The organism is Empedobacter sp. UBA2044 (assembly GCF_002333005.1).
GTDB classification, from domain to species: domain Bacteria; phylum Bacteroidota; class Bacteroidia; order Flavobacteriales; family Weeksellaceae; genus Empedobacter; species Empedobacter falsenii_B.
The window spans coordinates 14649-30708 of the sequence record NZ_DDBA01000053.1 but is presented as its reverse complement, the minus strand read 5'-3'; the positions used below and the strand labels follow the sequence as shown (position 1 = coordinate 30708).

Below are 16060 nucleotides of genomic sequence, written 5' to 3'. Positions count from 1 at the left end.
CGAGAATTTCTCGAGCTTTTAGCTTTTTATAAACGAATTCCAACTCCACCCAAAACATTAATTCCGGCTTGTGGAAAATAATATCCTCCTCCATAATAATAACCGTTTGATTCGTATTCTACATCAAATAAATTATTAATCAAGAACGAAAATTCAAGGTTTTTAATTCCTTTTACTTTTGGCGAATATCGAATCAAAAGATCCGAAACTAAATAACTATCTAATTTTCCATCTGCTGGTTCTGTATTTGATAAATATTGTTCACCAACATATTTATTCGTCAAATTAATCAATACATTTTTGAAAGGAACAGCTTCAAAACCGAAAGCAGAAATCACATCTGGTGAAAGCGCAATTTTTGTCTTTCCGTATTCTTTTACAGAAGAACTTCCATCAACATCCCAAACTTCCTCTTTGTAATTATTATGTTTGTTTTCGCTAAACGTAATATTTCCAAAAACATTCAAACGATTTGGAATAATCTTATAGTTTGCATCAAATTCGACTCCTCGTCTAAAACTTTTTCCTGAATTAATTCTTTTTCGACTTCCTACATCATTCAATTCTCCAGTTGGCACCAATTGATCACGGTAATCCATATAATACAAATTCGCACTCAAAGCAAGACGACCACTTTTTCTGTAACCCAATTCGTAATCTTGTAAAAATTCGGCTTTTGGTTTTTTATCTTTATCATTCAAACCTGCATAATCAATACGCAAAGGTTCACGTTGAGAAATTCCGTACGAAGCATACAATACATTTGAAGAATTGATTTTAAAATTTATTCCAGCTTTTGGATTCACAAAATTGAATGTATCCGAAAATGGTCTGAAATCTTCCTCATCATTTTTTCCATTTGGTAAATATTTCGCATCATAATCAACATAACGATATTGCAAATCACCAAACAATTCAAATTTATTCAATTGATACAATACTTTCGCATAAGCAGCCAATTGCTTTTTCACAGAACGATTGTTGTAATATTTGAAATCTTTATCCTTAAAACCTGTGCCTTTTACCCATAAGACATTTCCATAATGATCGCCATCATATTCGTTTGCAGATAATCCGAAAAATACTTTAAAATCGTTTAATTTTTGATTTTCAACTTCAAGATTAAAACCATAAAAATCATTATCAAGATATTCACGATTAATTAAATTTCTTTTTTCTGAAGTTAAATAATCCAATTTATAACGTTTCAAACTGCGATTATTTTTATAGCTCTCGTAATAACCTTTACCTTTTGTGTAATGAACTGTTAAATTTGATTTCCAATTATTCCCAAAATCTTGTAACCACGAAAGAAAATAATGATTTTGACGGTAATTATCAGTGTGATTTTTATAAAAACCTTCAACCTTTCCATTTTCGTCTAAAATTTCTCCTTCAAAATTATATGTTCTATCATTTTTTAAAGTTTCAGCATCTACACCACTCCATGCCTGATACGTTTGTTCTTTTCCAAACATATTCTGAAATCTAAACTTTGTTTTTTCATTCAATTCATATAGAGCTGTAAAATCATAAGAGATTAAATCTGACCAAGATCTGTCTACATATCCATCCGAATTTATCTTAGAAAAACGTCCATCAATACTCAATTTATTATTTAGTATTTTTCCCGTACCAGCCTGAACTGTATATTTTTGTGTTTTATAATTTCCGAAAGAAACATTTGCTTCTGCAAAAGGAACGGTAGACGGATTTTGAGATTCGATATTAACACTTGCTCCAAAAGAAGCCATTCCGTTTGATGAAGTTCCAACTCCTCTCTGAATTATCATAGAGCTTGTAGATGAAGCCAAATCTGGCATATTCACCCAAAAAACACCTTGAGATTCAGGATTATTAAGCGGAATTCCATTTAATGTAACGTTGATTGATTGTTCATTAAGTCCACGAATTTTGATAGACGAATAACCAATTCCTGTTCCTGTATCAGAAGTTATAGAAACAGACGTAGCAGAATTTAACAAATTTGGAACATCTTGTCCCAAATTCTTCTTTTGTAACATTTTATCAGTTACCTTTTCAACTGTAATCGGAAGTTTTTCGACAATTGAAACTTCTCCTAATTGAATTTCTTCTTTTTGAATAGAATCTTTTTCTTGTGCATAAAGAATAGATGCACCAAATAATGACAATAAAAAAATCGACCTTTTCATAATTAATTTTAAAAAATATTATGAAAGGAGCCATCTTACACTTTTATAATTTACGCGCGAATGTAATTTGGTGAAGTACCAGTTCCCTTAGCAGCATTACCTGCCCAGGTTCTTTGGGTATAATCTCAGCCTCTTGTAAAGAAGCACCCCTTTCGATTGAACTTCAAAGGTAATCTTTTTTTTGAAATTTAAAAATTAACCCAAATTCTTAATCTATTTTCAGTTCTGCAACAATCGGAAAATGATCTGATTTTATATCATCTCCACGATAAAAATTGGTCACTTTTATTTTTTTCGAAACCCAACATTGGTCGATATTTGTGCGGAAAATTGGAATAAAAGCATTCCAAGAATTATTCAATCCAAAACCAGAACGAGCATCTTTCATTTTATCCGATTGCACCAATTTGAAGTTCGGAGAATAAACTGTTGAATTCAAATCGCCAACTAAAATGATATTTTCATTCGGTAAAGCATCTATTTCCTGCTTCATTAATTCGTATTGTTTATTTCGTCTTTCAAAACGAGCCTGATTTGGTAATGGCGGAACTGGATGTGTCGCTAAAATACTAACAGACTTACCGTCTACAGAAATTTCCGCTAAAATAGAGGGATGCATCTCATCAATGTAATTTTTTGTAGACACTTTTTTAAATGGTATTTTAGAATAAATGGCAATTCCGAAATTGTTACTTCTAACTTCTTCTTTATAATATGGATACTCTTTTCTTATAAATTCTACATTTTTTTGCCAAGATGGAGTTAGTTCTTGCAAAACGATAACATCAGCAGTTTCTGTACCTAAATATTTTTGTAGATGCTGAAATTCATCATTCTGAGAAAAAATATTAATCGAAATAATCTTGAAATTAGATTGCTCACCTCTCGCATTTTCTCCAAAATAGAAATTTCCTAAATTTTTGTACGTAATAATCGGAATAGCAACGAGTGGAATCAACCACAAAATATTTTTCTTTTCTTGTTTACGAATCGAATAATTGTAAATCAAACACAAGAAAAAAGCAATAATTAGTGCATAAACAGAATATTGCACCAACATATCAAATACAAAGTATTGGTAAAAACTTCTACTCGATAAATAAATTCCCAGAAATACTAAAAATAAAATTTTACTCCACTTTGTTAACATCTCGTCAATACTTTTTTTGATCTCGTAAAAATAGAAATTATATTATTCATTAACTTCGCAATATGATAAAAATCGGAATTTTAGGAGGAGGACAATTGGGATATATGTTTTTGCAAAATGCATTACAATACCCTTGCGAGATTAGTATTTTAGATCCGGCTGCTGATGCACCTTGTGCACCACATGCACATCATTTTATACAAGGCGATTTCAAAGATTATGAAACAGTTGTCGCTTTTGGAAAAGATCTAGATGCAATCGGGATTGAAATTGAGCATGTTAATGTTGATGCTTTGCGTTATCTAAAATCTATTGGAAAGCGAGTTGTTCCAGACCCTGAGGCTTTAGCGATTATTCAAGACAAAGGAGTTCAGAAAGAATTTTATGTCAACAACAATATTCCGACTGCGCCTTATTTTAGATTAGATAATTGGGAAGAGTTGAAATCAAAACAAGACATCAATTATCCAATTTTCCAAAAATCAAGAAAAGATGGTTATGATGGAAAAGGTGTACAATTCTTAAAATCTGAAGCTGATTTAGACAAAATGCTTCAAGCACCTTCTATTTTCGAAACACCTGCCGATTTAGATCGCGAAATTGCAGTGGTTACAGTTGCCGATCATTCAGGAAATATCGTGACTTATCCAACCGTAGAATTTGTTATCAACGAAGAATATAATTTATTAGATTATTTATTAATGCCTTCTACACTTCCGAAAGAAATCACTGAACGTGCGGAACAAATTGCTCGCGATGTTGTAAAAGCATTGAAATCTTCAGGAGTTTTCGCAGTAGAAATGTTTGTTAACAAAGACCAATCTATTTGGGTTAACGAAACAGCTTCTCGTGTTCACAATTCGGGACATTCGACAATCGAAGCAGCATATTCATCACAATTTGACCAAATGTTAAGAACCTTAATGCAATTACCACTTGGTTCTACAAAATTGTTTACAACTTCTGCTATGGTTAACTTAATTGGTGCTGAAGGAGAAACTGGATCAGCTGAAATAGAAAACATTGAAGAGTTATTAACAATACCAGGAACATTTTTACATTGGTACGCGAAAACAATCACAAAACCAGGTCGAAAAATGGGACACGTTACATTGGTTAACGATGATTTAAAACAATTAAAACAAAACATAAAACAAGTTAACGCAACGGTGAAAGTCGTAGCAAAAAAGTAACAACTATGGTAGGAATTATAATGGGAAGTGATAGCGATTTGCCTATCATGAAACAAGCTGCTGATCTATTAACAGAATTAAATATACCTTTCGAATTAACAATTGTTTCTGCGCATCGTACGCCACAACGTATGTTTGATTATGCAAAAACAGCGCACGAACGTGGAATAAATGTCATTATTGCTGGTGCAGGAGGCGCTGCACATTTGCCAGGAATGGTTGCATCAATTACGCCTCTTCCTGTAGTTGGTGTTCCAATTAAATCGTCTAATTCGATTGATGGTTGGGATTCTATTTTATCTATTTTGCAAATGCCAAATGGTATTCCAGTTGCTACAGTTGCAGTAAATGCAGCGAAGAATGCAGGAATTTTGGCTGCGCGTATTTTAGGAGCTACTAATCCAACTTTGCAAGAAAGGTTAATCCAATATCAAGAAGATTTACAAAAAGCCGTAGAAGCGAAAATAGAGCTTGTAAAAGGCGAATATCCGAATGGGTTTGATAAGTAAGATTTAAGAAATATTCTAATAGAAAAAGCATCAATTAAAAATTGATGCTTTTTTGCTTTATTCACCTATCTTTTTTAAACTTCTCAATTTACCAAGAAGAAATTCATATTGATATACTGCTTTCAAAATTTCTTTAGTAAATTCTATTGATATTTCCACTTCAAATTTACCTACCTCATTAAATGTATTTGATTCAATATGGGCGGCATCATTTCCAAGAAGTCTTAACTCTTGCATACCCTCAATTAATTCTTTTGGAATTAAAATTTTAGTTCCTAAATCTTGTAATTTTAAATATAAATTTTTTCCATCTACTTTTCTATCAAGACAAATCTCTTCTAAAGTTTTTCTAATCATTATAGCAGATGCTACAAAGCAATTATTTGAATGAGAAATAACTGCCTCTTGAAAAGCATTTATTACTTTTTCTGGAATATTTTCTTTATCAAAGGGTATTGTATCTGATGGATAAGTTAATATTATATCATTCATTGAATTATTATATACAAAGAATAAATGCCCTAAACAAGTTCTATTTGGACAACGTCGAAGTCCAAATGTTTTTGGATTTGAAAAAGTATCCTTTACATATACATCGGTACCTATAGACTCAAATGTTCCATTATGACCACAATGTGGGCATCTAATTGAAATTCTTGTTCCTTCCGAATTTTGAATATTTCCTTCTAATTTAAACTTCATTTATTTTAATATTAATAAAGATATCTATAAAACTAAAAACTCCCAAACTTATTAAGCTTGGGAGTTTTTTATTATAAGAAATTTTAAATCTTAACGTAAAGCTCTATCGCGGTTATCTACCACATCAGCAGCTTGAATCAATGATTGTAACAATGTTTGTTGGAAACGTCCTTGTAATTGACGGTTTAAATTATCCAAAATCATTGAACCTTTTTGATTCTTTTGAATTTGTTGATTTGAAGGAATAATGTAGAAAACTCCAGCATTACCTGCAATCGCTTTAGAAGATTGATTTGGTTTTACACCAAACGCAGCTCCTACAACTTTAGGCTCTAAACCAATTCCAGTTAAATTAGAATTAGAGAAGTTAACCGTAGCATTTCCTTTTTTCGCTCCAAATTTAGAAGCAAAAGCATTCAATCCACCATTCGCAACTTGCTCGTCAACCAATTTAGCAACTTTTTCGTGCATCAAAACTGGCTCTACATATTGACGAACAACACTTGGATGCGCCAAACCTTTGTCAAATTTTTCAACTAAATGAACAACGATGTAATCTCCTGTAGAAGATGTAAACAAGTTTGTTGCCCCTTTATCTGTTTTCTTGCCAAAAGCCCATTTTAAGATATCTCCGTCCTGATCGTTTGGAATATCTTGACCAATCGCAGCATAACGCTCAATACCTTCTGTTGTATTATTTAAATAACCACCTTTTTTCGCAGTATTTTTGAAATCATTCAATGATTTTCCTTCAACATTCTGAACATATGTTCTTGCATTTGTAAATGCTTTTTCTGTTGTCGCTTTAGAAGGCTCAATTGTTTTTACAATGTTTGCAACTTGATAAGCTGTTTTGTTTTTCGCATCATCAACTTTGATGATATGGAACCCAAATTGAGATTCTACCAAATCAACTGTTCCAACTGGTTTTGTAAAAATAAATCCATTGTAAGTTTGATCTAATTGATTGTTTTTTCCAACCCAACCAATGCTTCCTTTTTGTACAGCAGATGATTTATCATCAGATTTTGTTGAAGCTACTTCACCAAAAGAAGCTGGATTAGCTTTTACTTCAGCTAAAATTTGCTCAGCTAATTTTTTTGCTTCGTCTTTTGTACGTTTTACTCCGTTTCCAGCAGCACTTCCTGTATAAGAAACTAAGATGTGACTAGATTTTACAGAATCTTTTACTTCTTTCGATTTCGAAAGTTTGTATAATTGGTATGTATTTCCAATTTTGAAAGGTCCACCAATTTGTCCAACCGTAGCAGTTTTCAAGAAGTTTGTAGCTTCTGGTCCTAATTGAGCTTGTTCCAATTCTGCTTTTGTAAAATAATTTGGAATAAATGGTTTCTCAGAATTTTGAGTCACATAAACCGAATCACTTTTTGCAGAACCAAATGCTGCAATTGTATCTGTAACATTGTTTACTTCGTCATGAACAATTTGAGTTGACAGATACTTTTTGATGTTTGCTAAAGCAACAGCGTCATCAGCAGTCGAAGCTCCAGCAGGGAAATAAGTGTAACTTAATTTTACTAAACCTTCTGCTTTGAACAATTTTGGATATTTCGCTTCGTAAGCAGAAATTTCTTCGTCTGTTACTTTTACATTTAATTTTTTAGCCAAAGTTGCATAATCAACAAATGCATACTGAATATTTGCATTCGAAATATTGTATCCTTGTTGAATATCCGCTTCTTTACCTGTAACCGCTGTACCAGCCATTACATAACCAAAATATTTTTGAGATAAAATCTGTAATTTTATTTGTTCAGCAGTTTGCAACCAACCTCTATATTGTTGTTGCGCTTCTGGGCTTGATGCCGCATTCGCTTCTAATTGAGCAATCTGTTGTTGTGCTTCTGCACCAGATGCCATTCCGAAGTTTTGAGCTGTATAGCTCCAAAATTCATCATCAGAAACTTTTAAACCTAATTTTTCAGCATGTTGTTTCAACACTTTCTGACTAACTAAGCTGTTCCAAGTTTGTTGAGCAATTTGATTTGGAGTTGCAGTTTGACCTTGATTTTCGTACATCTTTTGTGTTTGATCGTACGCACTCTGATATTCTGCAATACCAATAGGTTCTCCGTTCACTGTACCAACTACAGACGGATCTCCAGTAAATAATTGTTTTATTTTTGAATTCTCTCCGAATAAATCTCCTGCAACGAAAGCTAACATTGCAACTCCGATTACCACGAAGATCAGCCAAGTTTTTTTACGAATTTCTCCTAAAACTGCCATTGTTTTATTTTAATGTTATTTCTATAATAGGTGGCGAAAATACGACAATACATTGAATAATAAAATAGAAGAAGCGACAAGTATGCGCTTTTTTGTTAATTTTTTTAACGCTCTTTAGAATTTTTGATTATCATCAACATACTTAAATCCTTGATTATTGAATAAAGTATAGGTTTCTAAATCGTCAGTAGCTTGCAAACCGTTTTTCGCTGTTAACGAATCGCCTTCCTTGCTAATTAAGTAAACTTCTTTCGATGTATAAACTGTTTTATTTTTCTTATTCCAAAATAATTGCTCGCTTTTCAACGAATCACCTTTCTCATTTACGATAATTACATTTCCTCTACCTTCGTAGATTCCTGTTACATCACTTAATCTTCCCCAATCTGCCTGAAAATAACCTGGTTTCACACTTCCTTTTTTATAAAAGTCAAGGTTTAAACCTTTTCTAAAAATCGTGTAAGGAGAATCTACGGTTGTATATTCTTCGATTAATGGTGAACGCAAATTACCCGAAATTCTTTCAGAATCTTTGTTGATAATATTTGCATTGATAAGTGTGCGTGTTGGGAATTCTACCTTCTTTTTACTGATAGGAGGAAGTTCTTTTTTACAAGAAAAAAGCAAAACGAAAACGCTAATCAGACCAAATACAATACTCGGTTTAATTAAAACTTTTTCGTTTGCTTTTTTATACAATTTTTGTTTGTCCAAAATTAGTCAATAACTCTTTTTCTAAACCAAATATCGTTAATATCAAATCCAACTTTAACTCCGAAATAATTTTCTTTGATTAAGTTGTTTGTTGTTTTTCCTTTTTGTCCGTACTCTAACGAAATATTCATCATAGAGCCATCATTTTGTTTTCCAATTGGAAATCCAAAACCTAAAGTTGCTCCATAAGCATCAATATCTGTTCCGTGAATAGAATACTGAGCTGATTGATAATACATCCCAGCGCGATACGTTACACGATTAAAATAACTTTTGTAACTGTTATAATCTGGAATCCAATATCCTCCAACTGCCAAACGTACATTGTTTTTGTAATCTACTGCAGAAGACATTGTAGTATTTTGACCTTCTAATGGTTGAGAGAAATCTTTCCAATTATTATATTTCGCTTCTACAGCTAACGACCACGTATTATCTTTAGAATATGATGCTCCTAAAGTAAATTGTTGTGGAATCTTAGTTTTTCCATTATCAATTCTAATAATAGAAATTGTATCTACAGAAGATTGTGTTGTTCCGATATATGTGTAAGAAGTTGTAAGATCTGTCACATCTGTTCTTAACTTAGTTCCTAATGTATAAGTAGCACCAATGTTTAAATTGTTATTTTTTCCAATTTTCTTCGTATACATAGATCCTAACGTAAATTGAGCACCACGATAGTTCGATTTATCGCTATAATCTACAGCTAAACTTGCTCCATCTACAGCTAAAATCTCGTTACGTTGCAACTCTCCGAAAAGATAATTAACACGCAAACCTAAAGAAAATCCTTTTGAAAGATTTCTTGAATAAAAAGCATGAAGACTATTTAACCCTCCATCACCTTTCATCTGTACAGTTTGTTTGATATTATTTTTCTCAGAAGTATTCATAATATCATATCCCAACGCTGTGTAAGGTTGAAAACCAACTCCGAAACTTCCTTTTTCACCAACTGGAAAAGCCAATGAAATATTAGAAACATTGAAACGACCTGCATTTTCTTTATCTGTTCCAGATTTGAAATTATAATTAGTTCCACTTCCACTTGCATTGAAAGTTGTCATACGCAAGTTTTGGTTTGCTGCAGGATTCGAAAAATTCGCACTTTGTCCAAAAGGATTCGTAGGAACCGTTGAGATACCGCCCATACCAGCTTGTTCAGTATTATTATCAAACAATTGCTCCCCTACTCCGTATGCCGAATAAGGTGAAACTGATATTGACTGAGCTTTTATTGTTACCACGCTAAATAGTGATAAACTACAAATAATCCACTTCATTATGAATGTATAATAGAATTCTAAGACGCAAATATGATGATTTGTTGCGAATTGTAAAAATTAGATTGCAAAAATGAGTTGTTAAATCTCTATTAAAATATTAAAACCACTCATTTTTTGCAAAGATAAAAATATTTTAAAATTTATTTCTCGGTAAATGAACAAGATAGCTTTTTCGTCTAAAAAATATTTTAAATAATGTTTGGTAGAACGGATTTTCGCTCTATATTTGCATCACAATTAAGGCGGTGCCTTAGCTCAGTTGGTAGAGCAAAGGACTGAAAATCCTTGTGTCCCTGGTTCGATTCCTGGAGGCACCACTGCTTAAAACCTCAATCAAATGATTGAGGTTTTTTTTGTTTTAGTATTTCAAATGTTAATAATATCTTAAAAAAAATATTTTCAATTAAAAAAAGCCGATGTAGAAATACATCGGCTTTTACTTTTTATGTTGAAATAATTATTACGCTTGTTGCGCTTTAATTAAATTTAATGCTGAACCAGCTTTGAACCATTCAATTTGTTGTGTATTGTATGTATGATTTGCTACAACTAAATCTTTAGATCCATCTGCATGAACAAACTCGATTGTTAAAGGTTTTTCTGGCGCAAATTCCGTTAAATCAATAAAGTTGATTGTATCATCTTCTTGTACTTTATCATAATCTGCTTTGTCAGCAAATGTCAACGCTAACATTCCTTGCTTTTTAAGATTTGTTTCGTGGATACGTGCAAAAGAACGTACTAAAACTGCAACAGCTCCTAAATGACGTGGTTGCATCGCCGCATGCTCACGAGAAGAACCTTCTCCATAGTTTTCGTCACCAACAATTACAGAAGGTACACCTGCCGCTTTATATGCACGTGCAGTATCTGGAACTGGTCCGTATTCTCCTGTTAATTGATTTTTAACTGAATTTGTTTCTTGGTTGAATGCATTTACGGCACCAATCAATGTATTATTCGAAATATTATCTAAGTGTCCACGGAAACGTAACCAAGGTCCAGCCATAGAAATATGGTCAGTTGTACATTTACCAAATGCTTTGATTAATAATTTAGCTCCAGTAATATTTTCACCATTCCAAGGTTTGAAACCTTCTAATAATTGTAAACGCTCAGAATTTGGATTTACGATCACTTCTACACGAGAACCATCTTCTACAGGTGCTTGATATCCATTATCTTCATAAGCATAACCTTTTGTTGGTAATTCCTCTCCTTTTGGAGCATCTAACATTACTTCTTCACCAAATTTATTGATTAATTTATCTGTTAATGGATTAAAATCTAAACGTCCAGAAATTGCAATCGCCGCAACCATTTCAGGCGATGTTACGAAAGCATATGTATTTGGATTTCCGTCCGCACGTTTTTTGAAATTACGGTTGAATGAATGAACGATTGTATTTTTTTCTTCTTTATCCGCACCTTCACGATCCCATTGACCAATACAAGGTCCACAAGCATTTGTAAAGATAACCGCATCTAAATCCTCGAAAGTTTTTAATAAACCATCACGATCCGCAGTATAACGAACTACCTCAGAACCAGGATTAATTCCAAAAGATGATTTCACTTCTAAACCTTTATCTAAAGCTTGTTGCGCAATCGAAGCTGCACGTGTTAAATCTTCGTAAGAAGAGTTTGTACAAGACCCTATTAATCCCCATTCTACATCTAAAGGCCAACCATTAGCTGCAGCAGTTTCTTTCATTTTAGAAACTGGTGTCATTAAATCTGGCGTAAAAGGACCATTCAAACGAGGCTCTAATTCAGATAAGTTAATTTCAATTAATTGATCATAGAAGTTTTCTGGATTTGCATAAACTTCATCATCAGAACGTAAATAAGATTTGTGAGCATTTGCAGCATCAGCAACATCATTACGATCAGTCGCTCTTAAATATCTTTCTGAAGCATCATCATAAGCGAAGATTGAAGTTGTTGCTCCAATTTCTGCACCCATATTACAAATTGTTCCTTTACCTGTTGCAGATAAAGACTCTGCTCCTTCTCCAAAATACTCTACAATTGCTCCTGTTCCACCTTTTACAGTTAAACGTCCAGCAACTTCTAAAATAACGTCTTTTGGAGCAGCCCAACCAGATAATTTACCCGTTAATTTAACTCCGATTAATTTTGGCATTTTTAATTCCCAAGCCATTCCAGACATTACATCAACAGCATCAGCACCACCAACACCAATTGCTACCATTCCTAATCCACCTGCATTTGGCGTGTGAGAATCGGTACCAATCATCATTCCTCCTGGAAATGCATAGTTTTCTAAAACTACTTGGTGAATAATTCCTGCTCCTGGTTTCCAGAATCCAATTCCATATTTATTAGAAACTGATTCTAAGAAATTAAATACTTCTGAAGATTTATTGATTGCCTCTTGTAGATCGGTTTTTGCACCAACTTTAGCTTGAATCAAGTGATCACAGTGAACCGTAGAAGGAACAGCCGTTTTGGTTTTTCCAGCTTGCATAAATTGCAACAAAGCCATTTGAGCAGTTGCATCTTGCATTGCTACACGATCTGGCGCAAAATCTACATAAGATTCTCCTCTTGTATACGCTTGTGTAGGTTTTCCGTCAAACAAGTGAGCATATAAAATTTTCTCTGAATAAGTCAAAGGGCGACCTACGATGGCTTTCGCAGCATCTACACGTTCTTGCATTTTTGCATAAACGCCTTTAATCATATTTATATCAAATGCCATAATAATTGATTTATTTAATTGGTTTTAATTTATCAAAAAACATACCCCAATATACTGAATTATTTGTAAACTACTAACTCTTTACCGTGCTAATAATCTTATTTAAAACAATTCTAACTTATTTATTTGCAATATTATATATTTATCACAAAAAAAGGCTAACACCGAAATGTTAGCCTTTATTATATCATTTTCTACAAACAATTAGTTCATTGAAATTGGTTTAAACTTTGTTAAGTTAATACCTTCAACTGCAGTTTTGTACTCTTCGATAGAAGGAATACGTCCTAAAATCGCTGATAAAACAACTACTGGAGTTGATGCTAATAAAGATTCTCCTTTTTTACCATCACGGTCCTCAACCACACGACCTTGGAATAAACGTGTAGATGTAGCCATTACTGTATCTCCTTTTTCTGCTTTTTCTTGGTTCCCCATACAAAGGTTACAACCAGGACGCTCTAAGTACATAATGTTTTCGTATTCTGTACGTGCAGTAGATTTTGGCAATAAGTCGCTAAACTCAAATCCTGAGTATTTTTGTAACATTTCCCAATCACCTTCTGCTTTTAATTCGTCGATGATGTTGTAAGTAGGTGCCGCAACAACTAAAGGAGCTTTAAACTCAACTTTACCATTTGCTTTTTCTACATTACGTAACATTTGAGAAACGATTTTTAAATCGTCTTTGTGTACCATACAAGACCCTACGAAACCTAAATCTACGTGTTTATCACCACCATAGTAAGTTAAATCGCGGATTGTATCGTGTGTATAACGTTTAGAAACATCAGCATTATTCACGTCTGGATCGGCAATCATTGGCTCTTCGATAATATCTAAGTCAATTACTACTTCAGCGTAATATTTAGCGTTAGCATCTGGTTGTAAAGCTGGTTTTTCACAAGATTTAATTTCCTCGATACGTTTGTTTGCTTTGTTGATTAAACCTTGTAAAACTGCATTTTTGTTATCCATACCTTTATCAATCATGATTTGGATACGAGATTTAGCAATTTCTAAAGATTCAATTAAGGTATCATCTTGAGAAATACAGATAGAAGCTTTCGCTTTCATTTCTGCAGTCCAGTCAGTAAATGTGAAGGCTTGGTCAGCTAATAAAGTTCCGATATGAACCTCGATTACACGTCCTTGGAATACGTTTTCACCGTCAAATTGTTTTAACATTTGAGCTTGAGTAGCGTGAACCACATCACGGAAATCCATAAATGGTTTCATTTCACCTTTGAATGTTACTTTAACAGATTCTGGAATTGGCATAGACGCTTCACCAGTTGCTAAAGCTAAAGCTACCGTACCTGAATCGGCACCGAAAGCAACACCTTTTGACATACGTGTGTGTGAGTCACCACCAATAATGATAGCCCATTCGTCAATCGTGATATCATTTAAAACTTTGTGAATAACGTCAGTCATTGCATGATATTCACCTTTAGGGTCACGTGCTGTGATTACCCCAAATTCGTTCATGAATTTCATTAATTTAGGGATGTTAGCTTGCGCTTTTTTATCCCATACAGAAGCAGTATGACAACCAGATTGGTAAGCACCATCAAGAATTGGAGAAATAACTGTAGCAGCCATAGACTCTAATTCTTGCACAGTCATTAAACCAGTTGTATCTTGAGAACCAACGATATTAACTTCAACACGAACGTCTGAACCTGCGTGTAATACTTTTCCATCTGCAACACCAACTGCATTTTTGTTGAAGATTTTTTCAACAGCAGTTAATCCTTGTCCTTCGATAGAAACTTCTTTTGAAGGAGCGAAAACTACAGGAGCTTCAATTCCTAAAGTTTTAGCTGCGAAAGTTTGGATTTTTTTACCAAATACGATAGCGTAAGAACCACCAGCCTTGATAAATTCCATTTTTTGTGGAGTTAAAGCTTTAGAGATATCAATTAATTCTTGATCTCCGTTGTATAACTTTTTCTCTCTTGTATTGATAGTTAATACAGTACCTGTTGCTACTGAATAAACTTCTTCTAAAATTGGGTCACCGTTTTCGTTACGAACAACTTCTCCGTTAGCGTCAACTTTTTTAGTCCAGTTTTTTAAATCGATACCGATACCACCAGTTACATCAACAGTAGTTAAGAAGATAGGAGAAATACCATTTGTACCCGCTACAATTGGAGCAATATTTACGAATGGAATATATGGAGATGCTTGTTTACCTGTCCATAAAGCCACGTTATTTACACCCGACATACGAGAAGACCCAACTCCCATTGTACCTTTTTCAGCGATTAACATTACTGAAGCGTCTGGATGTTTCGCTTGTAAAGCTTTAATTTCAGCTTGAGCTTCAGGAGTAATCATACATTTCCCGTGTAATTCTCTATCAGAACGAGAGTGTGCTTGGTTACCTGGAGATAATAAATCTGTAGAAATATCACCCTCAGCAGCAATGTAAGTCACAACTTTTATTTCTTCAGCAACAGCTGGCAATTCTGTAAAGAACTCTGCTTTTGCATAACTTTCTAAAATATCTTTTGCAATTGCATTTCCTGCTTTGTAAGCATCAGCTAAACGAGCTGTATCTGCATCGTATAAGAAAACTTGTGTTTTTAAAACTTCAGCAGCTTGTTTTGCAATTGCTTCATCATTTCCTAAAGCTAAGTCTAAAAGAACCTCAATAGATGGTCCTCCTTTCATGTGAGATAACAATTCGAATGCAAATGTTGGTGTAATTTCAGCAACTGTTGCTTCTCCTAAAATAATCTCTTTTAAAAATTTTGCTTTTACACCTGCAGCAGAAGTTGTTCCTGGCAACGTGTTATAGATAAAGAATTTAACAGAATCCTCGCGGTATTCGTTGTTAACATCTTTAATTTGATTAATGATTTCACTTAGTAATTCTGCACCATCAATTGGTTTTGGATGTAAACCTTGACCTTTTCTTTCTTCAATCTCGTTAAGATACTCTTGGTAAAGACTCATAATTATCTATCTTTTCTTTTTAATATTAAAGATTGTTTAAAACCAAGCTACTTACACCTGATTTCATCCAATCAAAATGAATTATATAATAACACTTCGCTGTATCGTCACATCTTATGCAAAAATTATTTTCAACAAAAATCATTTTTGGCATAGGTAACCACTGTTATCAGAATACAAACTAAGTATGTAATTTTTTCGAAGGGTAATTTTTAATAATTTAACTCACACAAACTCAACACTCATAAGCATTTGAGTCAGAGTTTTATTCTAAAACTTACATTAACAATCATCTAAACAAATACGCGTTTAGCTATAAATTGGTACACAAAATTACGTTTATAGTAAAGATTTTTCATCAAAGAATGATATATTTTAGTTATATTT

At 33.3% G+C, this 16060-nt stretch carries 10 protein-coding genes and 1 tRNA gene; 3 read left to right on the top strand and 8 right to left on the bottom strand.

Annotated elements, in window-relative coordinates; genetic code table 11:
* Nucleotides 1–26: 26 nt before the first annotated feature.
* Both B4E59_RS09070 and B4E59_RS09065 read right to left on the bottom strand, forming a co-directional pair.
* Nucleotides 27–2174 carry a TonB-dependent receptor gene (locus tag B4E59_RS09070; protein WP_291046304.1) on the bottom strand — a complete coding sequence of 716 codons (2148 nt, stop codon included), beginning with the start codon at nucleotides 2172–2174 and terminating at the stop codon, nucleotides 27–29.
* A gap of 208 nt (nucleotides 2175–2382) precedes the next feature.
* Nucleotides 2383–3324 carry an endonuclease/exonuclease/phosphatase family protein gene (locus B4E59_RS09065; RefSeq protein ID WP_291046302.1) on the bottom strand — a complete coding sequence of 314 codons (942 nt, stop codon included), beginning with the start codon at nucleotides 3322–3324 and terminating at the stop codon, nucleotides 2383–2385.
* 62 nt (nucleotides 3325–3386) lie between these two features.
* Between B4E59_RS09065 and B4E59_RS09060 the strand changes: the two genes are divergently transcribed.
* Both B4E59_RS09060 and purE read left to right on the top strand, forming a co-directional pair.
* Nucleotides 3387–4517, top strand: a complete 1131-nt coding sequence (locus B4E59_RS09060) for a 5-(carboxyamino)imidazole ribonucleotide synthase (protein WP_291046300.1) — start codon at nucleotides 3387–3389, stop codon at nucleotides 4515–4517.
* Between the two features lie 5 nt (nucleotides 4518–4522).
* A complete protein-coding gene (gene purE / locus B4E59_RS09055) occupies nucleotides 4523–5026 on the top strand; it encodes a 5-(carboxyamino)imidazole ribonucleotide mutase (RefSeq protein WP_038333183.1) in 504 nt (167 codons plus the stop codon).
* 57 nt (nucleotides 5027–5083) lie between these two features.
* Here purE and B4E59_RS09050 read toward each other — a convergent pair whose 3' ends face one another.
* From B4E59_RS09050 to bamG, 4 genes are all read right to left on the bottom strand, one after another.
* Nucleotides 5084–5728, bottom strand: coding sequence for a DUF4145 domain-containing protein (locus tag B4E59_RS09050; protein WP_291046296.1), 645 nt, complete (start codon nucleotides 5726–5728; stop codon nucleotides 5084–5086).
* 90 nt (nucleotides 5729–5818) lie between these two features.
* The gene (locus tag B4E59_RS09045) at nucleotides 5819–7978 is read right to left on the bottom strand and encodes a peptidylprolyl isomerase (RefSeq protein ID WP_280050902.1); all 2160 of its coding nucleotides are present in this window, start codon (nucleotides 7976–7978) and stop codon (nucleotides 5819–5821) included.
* A 114-nt stretch (nucleotides 7979–8092) separates the two neighbouring features.
* Nucleotides 8093–8677, bottom strand: a complete 585-nt coding sequence (lptC, locus tag B4E59_RS09040) for an LPS export ABC transporter periplasmic protein LptC (RefSeq protein WP_291052589.1) — start codon at nucleotides 8675–8677, stop codon at nucleotides 8093–8095.
* 17 nt (nucleotides 8678–8694) lie between these two features.
* Nucleotides 8695–9978, bottom strand: a complete 1284-nt coding sequence (gene bamG / locus B4E59_RS09035; protein WP_291046288.1) for a beta-barrel assembly machine protein BamG — start codon at nucleotides 9976–9978, stop codon at nucleotides 8695–8697.
* Between the two features lie 247 nt (nucleotides 9979–10225).
* Between bamG and B4E59_RS09030 the strand changes: the two genes are divergently transcribed.
* Nucleotides 10226–10298, top strand: a tRNA-Phe gene (locus B4E59_RS09030).
* Between the two features lie 143 nt (nucleotides 10299–10441).
* On the opposite strand, the gene B4E59_RS09025 is transcribed toward B4E59_RS09030, so the two are convergent.
* Entirely contained in the window at nucleotides 10442–12706 is a 2265-nt protein-coding gene (locus tag B4E59_RS09025) for an aconitate hydratase (RefSeq protein ID WP_125349916.1), read from the bottom strand.
* Between the two features lie 204 nt (nucleotides 12707–12910).
* A complete protein-coding gene (locus tag B4E59_RS09020; RefSeq protein WP_286495447.1) occupies nucleotides 12911–15673 on the bottom strand; it encodes a bifunctional aconitate hydratase 2/2-methylisocitrate dehydratase in 2763 nt (920 codons plus the stop codon).
* Nucleotides 15674–16060 lie beyond the last annotated feature (387 nt).

Bases quoted from the DNA above. Each gene is read 5' to 3' on its own strand.
- B4E59_RS09070 (WP_291046304.1), bottom strand. From the start codon at position 2,174: ATGAAAAGGTCGATTTTTTTATTGTCATTATTTGGTGCATCTATTCTT.
- B4E59_RS09065 (WP_291046302.1), bottom strand. From the start codon at position 3,324: ATGTTAACAAAGTGGAGTAAAATTTTATTTTTAGTATTTCTGGGAATT.
- B4E59_RS09060 (WP_291046300.1), top strand. From the start codon at position 3,387: ATGATAAAAATCGGAATTTTAGGAGGAGGACAATTGGGATATATGTTT.
- purE (WP_038333183.1), top strand. From the start codon at position 4,523: ATGGTAGGAATTATAATGGGAAGTGATAGCGATTTGCCTATCATGAAA.
- B4E59_RS09050 (WP_291046296.1), bottom strand. From the start codon at position 5,728: ATGAAGTTTAAATTAGAAGGAAATATTCAAAATTCGGAAGGAACAAGA.
- B4E59_RS09045 (WP_280050902.1), bottom strand. From the start codon at position 7,978: ATGGCAGTTTTAGGAGAAATTCGTAAAAAAACTTGGCTGATCTTCGTG.
- bamG (WP_291046288.1), bottom strand. From the start codon at position 9,978: ATGAAGTGGATTATTTGTAGTTTATCACTATTTAGCGTGGTAACAATA.
- B4E59_RS09025 (WP_125349916.1), bottom strand. From the start codon at position 12,706: ATGGCATTTGATATAAATATGATTAAAGGCGTTTATGCAAAAATGCAA.
- B4E59_RS09020 (WP_286495447.1), bottom strand. From the start codon at position 15,673: ATGAGTCTTTACCAAGAGTATCTTAACGAGATTGAAGAAAGAAAAGGT.